Here is a 9,121-nt window from a genome sequence, read left to right on the forward strand (position 1 = left end):
CTCAGCCGCGCGCGCGGAGGAACCGCACGACGGGATCGGCGAGCTCCGCGCCGATCACGTCGGCGGCGCGTCTGCGGCCCTTCACCTCGAAGGCGTGCGTGCCGCCCTCGATCCACTCGACGTCGGCGTCGCGGCAGCTCGCCACCGCCTGCTCGAACTGCGCGAGCGGCTGGATGAACGGGTCGTTCGTCCCCTCGACGAAGAGCTGGGGCTGCCGCACCGCCGGCAGGTGCTCCGCACGGGGGCGTTCCGGCTTGCCCGGCGCGTGCAGCGGATAGCCGAGGTACACGAGCGCCGTCACGTCGAGGCCGGCCTGCTCGGACGCCGCGACGGAGGCCATCCGGCCCCCGTACGACTTCCCGGCGGCGTGCACCGGACCGGGCAGCTCCTTCGCCGCGTACGCGGCGACGGCCCGCCACGCCGCCACGGCATGCGCGGCCGGGCCCGGCATCCGGCGCCCCGCCGCGACGTACGGGAAGTCGAAGCGGACCGTCGCCATCCCCGCAGCGGCCACGGCGGCCGCGAAGCCGACGAGGAAGGGATGGTCCTTGCCCGCGCCCGCGCCGTGCGCGATGACGAGTGCGGCCGTCGCGCCCTCCGGGGCGTCGACCACCGCGGGCAGCTCGACGCGCCCCGTCGGCAGGTCGACGGGGATGGCGACGACGCGCGTCACGCGCGATCGCCCTCCGAGGGACCGTCCTCCCCCGACGCCGTCGACGGCTGCTCGGGCTCCTCCCGCGCGACGGGCTCCTTCTGCGCGACGGGCGCCTCGGCCACGACGGGAGCACCCGTCCGCGGATCCACCCGCACGCCGAACCGCGGCGGCTCCGTGAGGTCGGCGGGGTCGACCCGGACGGGCGCGACGGGGGCGGTGCCGAGCACCTGGCGCGCCTTGCCGACGCTCCCCCGCTGCACCGCAACCTCGTAGTGGTCCGCCGTCACCTGCATGACGCTCGCGAAGTCGCGGCGCCGGCGCACGATCATGTAGTTCGCGAGCCGGAAGACCATCCCCATCGCGACGCCGAGGAGGATGAGGCCGACGAAGGCGCCCATCGGCAGCGCGGGCGACCAGATGACGACCATCGCGCCGAGCAGCAGTCCGAGCAGCACGCCGTTGAGCGCTCCCGACCAGGCCGCCTGGGCCCAGCCGAGGCGCCCCGTCACACGTTCGACGGAGCGCAGCGCCGTCCCCACGATGGCGATCTCGCGCGCGGGGATCTCCGACGAGATGAGCTTCGACACCGCCTTGAGGGCGTCGTCGTAGTCGCGGAAGCTCGCGACGGTCTCGCCGACCTCCGGGGTCCTGCCGAATCCGCTCATCATGCTCATGCGCGCCATTGTCCCATGGGCGCATCCGCTGCATCCTCCGACGCACCTCTGCGCGACCTCCGAACCAGCCCACCCGCTTTCGCCGCGCCGTGCGGACTACGCTGGACGGGTGAGCACGCAGAGGGTTTTCGTGGCGCGCCTGGCCGGCCGTCCCGTCTTCGACCCCACGGGCGACCGGCTCGGCAGGGTCCGCGACGTCGTCGTCGTGTACCGAAGTACGGGAGCCCCGCGCGTCATCGGGATCGTCTGCGAGATCCCCGGGCGGCGGCACGTGTTCGTCGCCATCGGGCGGGTCACCTCGATCTCGCAGGGGCAGGTCATCACGACGGGCCTCATCAACGTCCGGCGGTTCCAGCCGCGCGCCGACGAGGTGCGCGTCATGGCCGAGCTCGTCGGCCGTCGCGTCGACTTCCGCGACGGCACCGGCTCGGCGATCATCGAGGACGTCGCGATCGAGCCGAACCGCATCGGCGAATGGGCCGTCGGGCAGCTCTTCCTGCGCAAGCCGAAGACGAGCGGCTCGCCGTTCGCGAAGGGCCCGACGACCTTCGCGACGTGGAGCGAGGTGCGCGAGCACCACGTGCCGGGCGAGGCGCAGTCGGCAGAGCATCTCGCCGCCAGCTACGCCGAGCTGCGCGCCGCCGACCTCGCGAACACCCTGCTCGACCTGCCGGAGGAGCGCATGATCGAGGTCGCCGAGGAGCTCTCCGACGAGCGCCTCGCCGACGCCCTCGAGGAGATGCCGGAGGACGAGCAGGTGCACATCCTCGAGAAGCTGGGCGACGAGCGCGCCGCCGACGTGCTCGACGCCATGGACCCCGACGACGCCGCCGACCTTCTCGCCGAGCTCGCACCGCAGCGCAGCGAGGAGCTCCTCGAGCTCATGGAGCCCGAGGAGGCAGAGGACGTGCGCATGCTGCTGCGGTACGGCGGCGACACCGCGGGCGGCCTCATGACGACCGAGCCGATCATCCTGCCGGCGGACGCCACGATCGCCGAGGCGCTCGCCCTCATCCGCCGCCACGAGCTGCACCCCGCGCTCGCGGCGAGCGTGTACGTCACGCTGCCGCCGTACGAGACGCCGACCGGCCGGTTCCTCGGCGCCGTGCACTTCCAGCGCATGCTCCGCTACCCGCCCCACGAGCGGATCGGCGCCATCATCGACGAGACCATCGAGCCGGTCGTCGTGACGGGCTCGGCGTCGGAGGTGGCGCGCCGCCTCGCGAGCTACGACCTCGTCTCGCTCCCCGTCGTGGACGCCGCCCACCGGCTCGTCGGCGCCGTGACGGTCGACGACGTGCTCGACTACCTGCTGCCGGAGGACTGGCGTTCGCAGGACGCCGACGACCAGATCCCGCGCCAGCCCTCGACCGGCGCCATCCGGACGGTGCGCGGATGATGGCGCGCGCGTCGGAGATGCGGGGTCGGCGCCCGCGCATCGACGTCTCCTACGACGGGCGCGGCAGCGACCGCTTCGGCCGGGCGACGGAGTGGATCGCGCGCGCCATGGGCACGCCGTGGTTCCTCATCGGCCTCACGCTGTTCTGCGCGCTCTGGATGGCCTGGAACTCCCTCATGCCCGAGGGATGGCGCTTCGACTCCGCCGCGCTCGGCTTCACGGCGCTCACGCTCGTGCTGTCGCTGCAGGCGTCGTACGCGGCGCCGCTCATCCTGCTCGCGCAGAACCGCCAGGACGACCGCGACCGCGTGGGCATGGAGCAGGACCGGCAGCGCGCGGAGCGGAACCTGGCCGACACGGAGTACCTGGCGCGCGAGATCGTCGCGCTGCGGATGGCCCTCACCGAGGTCGAGGAGCGCATCGTCACGCGCGAGCAGCTGCAGGCGCTGCTCGACCGTCTGGACGCCATCGACGCGGACGGCCGCCGCCAGAAGCGCCAGAAGCGCGCGGAGGAGGAGGCGTGACGGCGGAGGCCGCCCTCGCCGCCGTGCGCGAGGCCGTGGGCCGCGTCTCCGACCCCGAGCTGCGCCGCCCGCTCTCCGAGCTCGACATGCTGCGCGACGTCCGTGCGGACGGCGACGGCGTCGTCGTCGAGATCGCGCTCACGATCGTGGGCTGCCCCGCCGCCGACCGCATCGAGCGCGACGTCCGCACGGCAGCGGAGTCGGCCGCGGGCGGCGCCCCCGTCGCCGTCGAGGTCGGCGTCATGACGCCCGCTCAGCGGAAGGCGCTCACCGAGCGCCTGCGGGGCGGCGCCGCGCGCGCGATGCCGTTCGGCGAGGACTCGCTGACCCGCATCGTCGCCGTCACGAGCGGCAAGGGCGGCGTCGGCAAGTCCACGCTCACGGCCAACCTCGCCGTCGCGCTCGCCGCGCGAGGGCTCAAGGTCGGCCTGATCGACGCCGACGTGCACGGCTTCTCCATCCCCGCCCTGCTCGGGCTCGTCGTCGACGGCGCAGCGCCCTCTCCCACGCAGGTGGGCGATCTCATCCTGCCGCCCGTCGCCTACGGCGTGAAGGCGATCTCGATCGGGATGTTCCTGCAGCGCGGCGACGAGGTGGTCGCCTGGCGCGGGCCGATGCTCCACCGCACCGTGCAGCAGTTCCTCACCGACGTGTTCTTCGGCGATCTCGACATCCTGCTCCTCGACATGCCTCCCGGCACGGGGGATGTGGCGATCTCGGTCGGGCAGCTTCTCCCGCACGCCGACGTGCTCGTCGTCACGACCCCGCAGACCGCCGCCTCCGACGTCGCCGTCCGCAGCGGCCGCGTCGCACGCCAGACCGGTCAGCGTGTGATCGGCGTCGTGGAGAACATGGCGGCCATGACGCTGCCCGACGGCACCGTGCTCGACCTGTTCGGGGCCGGCGGCGGCGAGGCGGTCGCGTCGGCGCTCGACGCCCCCCTCCTCGCGTCCGTGCCGCTCAGCCCTGCCCTGCGCGCGGGCGGCGATGCCGGGGCGCCCGTCGTCTCGACCCACCCGGAGGATCCGGCTGCGGCGGCCATCTCGGCCCTCGCGTCGCGGATCGCGGCGGAGCCGCGGCGCCTCGCGGGGAGGAAGCTGCCCGTCGCTCCGGTCTGATCCGGATCAGGTCGCCTCGGAGTCGAAGGGCGGCGGCTCCTCCGCCGTGAACGTGCGCCGCGCGAGCGGCGTCGTCCGCGGCGTGCGCACGGCCGGCTTCACGGCGGTCGGCGCCGCGACGGGGGCGTCGTCGAGGAGAGCCTCGCGGATGATCCGGCGTGGGTCGTACTGGCGCGGATCGAGCTTGCGCCAGTCGACCTCGTCGAAGTCCTCGCCCATCTCGTCCTTGACGCGCGTGCGCGCGCCCTGCACCCACTCGCGCGCGCGACGCGTGAAATGGGCGAGGTTCTCGGCATAGCGCGGCAGCCGCTCCGGCCCGATGATGAGCGCCGCGATGAACGCGATCAGCAGCACCTTCTCGATGGTGAGGCCGAAGAACATGATCTCAGCGTACCGGGCCGCGCCGCACGGGCCCGCCCCCGCCGGGGCCGTAGGCTGGAGGGATCGTCAGGAGGAACCCATGAGCGAACTGGACGCCGTCGCGCGCTTCGCCCGCGAAACGGTCGTCGAGCCCGATCACATCGCCCGCGCCCGCCAGCATGCGCTCGAGCTGGGTGCGGCACCCGTCAGCCCCGGTGTCGGCGCGCAGAGCGCGGTCGTCGCGGCCGCCGCGGCGGCGCGCACGATCATCGAGATCGGCACGGGCGCCGGCGTCTCCGGCTTGTGGCTCCTCCACGGCGCTCCGGATGCCGTGCTCACGACGATCGACAGCGAGCCGGAGCACCTGTCGGCGGCTCGCGAGGCCTTCCAGGCCGCACGCGTTCCCGCTGCGCGCACGCGCTTCATCACGGGACGCGCTGCCGACGTCCTCCCCCGCATGAACGATGCGGCATACGACGTCGTGCTCATCGACGCCGACCCGGGACGCGTCATCGACTACGTCGCGCACGGGCTGCGGCTCGCCCGTCCCGGAGGGACCGTGCTCGTGCCGCGCGTCCTGCACGGAGGCCGCGTCGCCGACCCCGTGCAGCGCGACGACATCACGCGCGGCTACCGGTCCCTGCTGCAGGAGACGCAGTCGTCCCCCGCCGTGATCGCGGCGCTCTCGACGGTCGGCGAGGGTCTGCTGCAGCTCAACGTCGTCCCCCGGCCATAGAAGAGGGCGGCCGGATCCGCAGATCCGACCGCCCCTCCGGTGACGTCGTGTACTAGGCGTTCACGACGCCGCCCAGGACGCCGTACAGCTCCCGGGCCTCTTCGTCGTTGACGGAGACGACCAGGCGCCCGCCCCCCTCGAGCGGCACGCGCACGATGATGAGGCGCCCCTCCTTCACGGCCTCCATGGGTCCGTCTCCGGTTCTCGGCTTCATCGCTGCCATCGCGGCATCCTTTCCGTTGTGGTCAGGCTCCCAGTTTATCGGGCACGCGCCGTCGATCCGCGCACGGGAGCGGCGCATGTCCTCGCATGACCCGTCAGGGGATGAGCCAGAACGTGTTCCCGAGGCCGTACATGCCGTAGATCCACCCCCACTGCCCGACGAGGCACAGGGCCAGCGTCGTCACGCGCACGCGCGCGCTCCGCGGCACGGCGAGCACGAGGCACGCGAGCGGCGCGAGAGGGAGGAGGAGGCGGAAGACGCTCGACTGCGGGAAGAACACCGCGAGGAGGTAGACGAGGTACGCGATCGACCACAGCTGCAGCTCGCCTCCGCCGCGGCGCGCCTGCGGGAGGAGCAGGACGGCCGCGAACGCCGCTGCGACGAGCAGCGCGAGGGCGGCATAGCCGAGCCACGACGGGATGCCCCAGATCCCGGACCACACGCCCGCGGCCTGGATCCAGCCCTCGAACGGCACGAATCCCGCCTCGCCCCCTCCCGTCCACGACCGCCGCCACGAGAGCTCGGTGGCGAGGTAGGCTCCGGGATCGCCCGTGACGGCGCCCGCGATGTACTGCCAGGAGAAGCCGACGACGGTGGCGAGGGCGCCGAGGGCGACGATGTGCACGCACTCCCACGCCGTCGGCCCGCCGAACGCCCGCCGGCGTGCGGGGGCGAGACGCCACAGCCCGTAGAGGCCCAGGAAGAGCGCGAAGGCCAGCACTCCGGGGCGCGTGTAGCCCATGAGCGGGACGAGGAGGTAGAGCGGGCGGTACTGCCGCCGCACGACGCACAGCAGGGAGAGGAGGAGCAGGAGGAGGAAGAGCGCCTCCGCGTACCCGACCTGGAAGAGCGCGCCGAGAGGACCGGCGGCGAGCAGGACCACCCCCCACAGGGCCTGGCCGTCGTCGAGCCGCTCACGCAGGAGCGCGTGGAGCGCGAGGCACGCGAGGTAGCCCGCGACGAGCGTGACGACGAGGGCGCCGACCCACCACTGCCCCGCCCCGAGCACATTGCCCGCGAGCTGGGCGAGGTGCGCGTACACGGGCATGAACGCCCAGGCGTTCTGCGCGACGTCGCCCGTCTCCGTGAGCGGCAGCTCGTCGGGATAGCCCGAGACCGCGACGGTCCAGTACCACTGCGCATCCCAGCCGAGCACGTAGTCGATGAGCGACGGGTCGGGCCCGTGCCGCGAGCCGTCCGGCGACATCGCGGCGGCGAGGAGCATGAGGCCCGTCGTCACGATCCGCGCCGCGCCGTACACGAGCGCGACGCGCGCCCATGTCGGCAGGGCGCCGACGCGCGTCGCGACCGCGCTCACGCGGCCGTGAGCCATGCCCGCAGACCCCGCTCGACGTCCTCGATCTGCGCGACGGCGACGCGCTCCTCGTCGTGGTGGGCGAGGCTCGGGTCCCCGGGACCGTAGTTCACGGCGGGCACGCCGCGCGCGGAGAAGCGCGCGACATCCGTCCACCCGTACTTCGGCCGCGGCTCGGCGCCCACGGCCGCGACGAAACCCCGTGCGATCGCCGAGTCGAGTCCGGGGCGCGCGCCCTCCGCGAGGTCGGAGACCTCGACCTCGAACCCGTCCAGGACCTCGCGCACATGGGCGACCGCCTGCTCGCCCGTGCGGCTGGGGGCGAAGCGGAAGTTCACCTCGACCTCGCACAGGTCGGGGATGACGTTGCCGGCGACGCCGCCGGAGACGCGCACGGCGTTGAGTCCCTCCCGGTAGGCGAGGCCGTCCACGACGATCTCCTGCGGACGGTACGCGGCGAGCCGTTCCAGGATGGGCGCGGCGGCATGGATGGCGTTCTCGCCCATCCAGGCGCGCGCCGAGTGGGAGCGCCGGCCGTGCGTGCGCGCCACGACGCGGAGCGTGCCGTTGCAGCCGCCCTCGACCTGTCCGTTCGACGGCTCGCCGAGGATCGCGAAATCGCCCTCGAACGCCTCGGGCAGCGAGCGCTCCAGGCGGGTCAGGCCGCTGCGCTCGGCGGCCACCTCCTCGTGGTCGTACCAGATCCAGGTGATGTCGTAGGCGGGGTCGACGAGCTCGGCGGCGAGCTTCAGCTGCACGGCCGTGCCGGCCTTCATGTCGACCGTCCCGCGCCCCCAGATCATGGTGGCGCCGTCGACCTCGACGTCGCGCGTGGGGAGGTTCCCGTTGACGGGAACGGTGTCGATGTGGCCGGCGATGATGACGCGCTGCGCGCGCCCCAGCCGCGTGCGGGCGACGATCGTGTCGCCGTCGCGGTGCACCTCGAGGTGCCGGAAGGGGCGGATGGCCCCCTCGATCGCGTCGGCGAGCGCGGTCTCGTCGTCGGAGACGCTCGGGATGTCGCAGATCGCCCGGGTGAGGTCGGCGGCGGAGAGGGACAGGTCGAGCGTCGGCATGACCTCGAGTCTATCGACGGCGGGCGGGGCGCCCCCGGCCGTCCCGATACCCTGGAGGGCATGAGCGATGAACGAACCGTGTGGGGCGTCGGCCTCGCGACGACGGCCTCCGACGGCACCGTGCTGGACACGTGGTACCGCGACCTCGGCACGGGCCGAGGCGACGACGCGGCCGTCGCCTCCGCCCTCGAGGAGCTCGGGGCGCAGGCGGGGCCGGACGAGCGGCGCGCCGTGGTGGTCTCGGCCGTGCACGTCGAGATCGACCTCGATGCCGCCCCCGCGACCACCTCCGACGCGTATCTGCGCCTCCACGCGCTCTCGCACCGGCTCGTGGCGCCGAACGGCCTCAACCTGGACGGGATCTTCGGCCACCTGCCCAACGTCGCCTGGACGAACGCGGGGCCCGTCCACCCCGACGACCTCGCACGGCTGCGGCCCGTGCTGCAGCGCGCCGGCATCCAGGTGCAGGGTCTCGACAAGTTCCCCCGCCTCACCGACTACGTACTGCCGGCCGGCGTACGCATCGCCGACGCGTCGCGCGTGCGCCTGGGCGCCCACCTCTCCCCCGGCACCACGGTCATGCACGAGGGCTTCGTCAACTTCAACGCCGGGACGCTCGGCGCCTCCATGGTGGAGGGGCGCATCTCGCAGGGCGTCGTCGTGGGCGAGGGAAGCGACATCGGCGGAGGCTCGTCGATCATGGGTACGCTCTCGGGCGGCGGCACCCACCGCGTCTCGATCGGCGAGCGCACGCTCCTCGGGGCCAACGCGGGAATCGGCATCTCGCTCGGCGACGACTGCGTCGTGGAGGCCGGCCTCTACCTCACGGCGGGCACGAAGGTCGCCCTCGTCGACGAGGCGCCGACGGCCGACGGCCGTCCCCGCGTCGTTAAGGCGGCAGAGCTGCACGGGGCGAGCGGGCTGCTCTTCCTCCGCAACTCGCTCACGGGCTCGATCGAGGCGCGCCGTCGCAAGGGCGTGGGCGTCACGCTCAACTCCGCGCTGCACGCCTGACGGCGGGCATGCAGAAGGCCCGGGACC

At 73.5% G+C, this 9,121-nt stretch carries 11 protein-coding genes; 5 read left to right on the top strand and 6 right to left on the bottom strand.

Features of this window, described 5'->3' with window-relative positions; genetic code table 11:
• Position 1 precedes the first annotated feature (1 nt).
• Both ACWGPF_RS01930 and ACWGPF_RS01935 read right to left on the bottom strand, forming a co-directional pair.
• On the bottom strand, positions 2-673 hold the full coding sequence (locus tag ACWGPF_RS01930) for an alpha/beta hydrolase family protein (protein WP_452331205.1): 672 nt from the start codon (positions 671-673) through the stop codon (positions 2-4).
• The gene (locus ACWGPF_RS01935; RefSeq protein WP_452331206.1) at positions 670-1,329 is read right to left on the bottom strand and encodes a general stress protein; all 660 of its coding nucleotides are present in this window, start codon (positions 1,327-1,329) and stop codon (positions 670-672) included. The genes ACWGPF_RS01930 and ACWGPF_RS01935 overlap by 4 nt, the downstream gene beginning before the upstream one ends.
• A gap of 109 nt (positions 1,330-1,438) precedes the next feature.
• Between ACWGPF_RS01935 and ACWGPF_RS01940 the strand changes: the two genes are divergently transcribed.
• From ACWGPF_RS01940 to ACWGPF_RS01950, 3 genes are read left to right on the top strand one after another with little or no spacing between them, the layout of a single operon-like run.
• Positions 1,439-2,728, top strand: a complete 1,290-nt coding sequence (locus ACWGPF_RS01940) for a magnesium transporter MgtE N-terminal domain-containing protein (protein ID WP_345436242.1) — start codon at positions 1,439-1,441, stop codon at positions 2,726-2,728.
• Positions 2,728-3,252 carry a DUF1003 domain-containing protein gene (locus ACWGPF_RS01945; RefSeq protein ID WP_452331218.1) on the top strand — a complete coding sequence of 175 codons (525 nt, stop codon included), beginning with the start codon at positions 2,728-2,730 and terminating at the stop codon, positions 3,250-3,252. The genes ACWGPF_RS01940 and ACWGPF_RS01945 overlap by 1 nt, the downstream gene beginning before the upstream one ends.
• Positions 3,249-4,370, top strand: a complete 1,122-nt coding sequence (locus ACWGPF_RS01950) for an Mrp/NBP35 family ATP-binding protein (protein WP_452331207.1) — start codon at positions 3,249-3,251, stop codon at positions 4,368-4,370. The genes ACWGPF_RS01945 and ACWGPF_RS01950 overlap by 4 nt, the downstream gene beginning before the upstream one ends.
• A 6-nt stretch (positions 4,371-4,376) precedes the next feature.
• Here the strand turns inward: ACWGPF_RS01950 and ACWGPF_RS01955 are convergent, their stop codons facing one another.
• On the bottom strand, positions 4,377-4,751 hold the full coding sequence (locus tag ACWGPF_RS01955) for a Sec-independent protein translocase TatB (RefSeq protein WP_452331208.1): 375 nt from the start codon (positions 4,749-4,751) through the stop codon (positions 4,377-4,379).
• Between the two features lie 79 nt (positions 4,752-4,830).
• On the opposite strand from ACWGPF_RS01955, the gene ACWGPF_RS01960 reads away from it, so the two are divergent.
• On the top strand, positions 4,831-5,466 hold the full coding sequence (locus ACWGPF_RS01960; RefSeq protein WP_452331209.1) for an O-methyltransferase: 636 nt from the start codon (positions 4,831-4,833) through the stop codon (positions 5,464-5,466).
• Positions 5,467-5,518: 52 nt separating this feature from the next.
• On the opposite strand, the gene ACWGPF_RS01965 is transcribed toward ACWGPF_RS01960, so the two are convergent.
• The 3 genes from ACWGPF_RS01965 to dapE form a co-directional block, all read right to left on the bottom strand.
• A complete protein-coding gene (locus ACWGPF_RS01965; protein WP_345436246.1) occupies positions 5,519-5,689 on the bottom strand; it encodes a DUF3117 domain-containing protein in 171 nt (56 codons plus the stop codon).
• Between the two features lie 94 nt (positions 5,690-5,783).
• Complete coding sequence (locus ACWGPF_RS01970; RefSeq protein WP_452331210.1) at positions 5,784-7,022, bottom strand: hypothetical protein; 1,239 nt, start codon at positions 7,020-7,022, stop codon at positions 5,784-5,786.
• A complete protein-coding gene (gene dapE / locus ACWGPF_RS01975) occupies positions 7,004-8,080 on the bottom strand; it encodes a succinyl-diaminopimelate desuccinylase (protein ID WP_452331211.1) in 1,077 nt (358 codons plus the stop codon). Before dapE ends, ACWGPF_RS01970 begins: the two co-directional genes overlap by 19 nt.
• A 60-nt stretch (positions 8,081-8,140) precedes the next feature.
• Here dapE and dapD point away from each other — a divergent pair, with 60 nt between their 5' ends.
• Entirely contained in the window at positions 8,141-9,094 is a 954-nt protein-coding gene (gene dapD, locus ACWGPF_RS01980; RefSeq protein WP_452331212.1) for a 2,3,4,5-tetrahydropyridine-2,6-dicarboxylate N-succinyltransferase, read from the top strand.
• Positions 9,095-9,121 lie beyond the last annotated feature (27 nt).

The sequence above is a fragment of the Microbacterium sp. NPDC055683 genome (assembly GCF_053617895.1).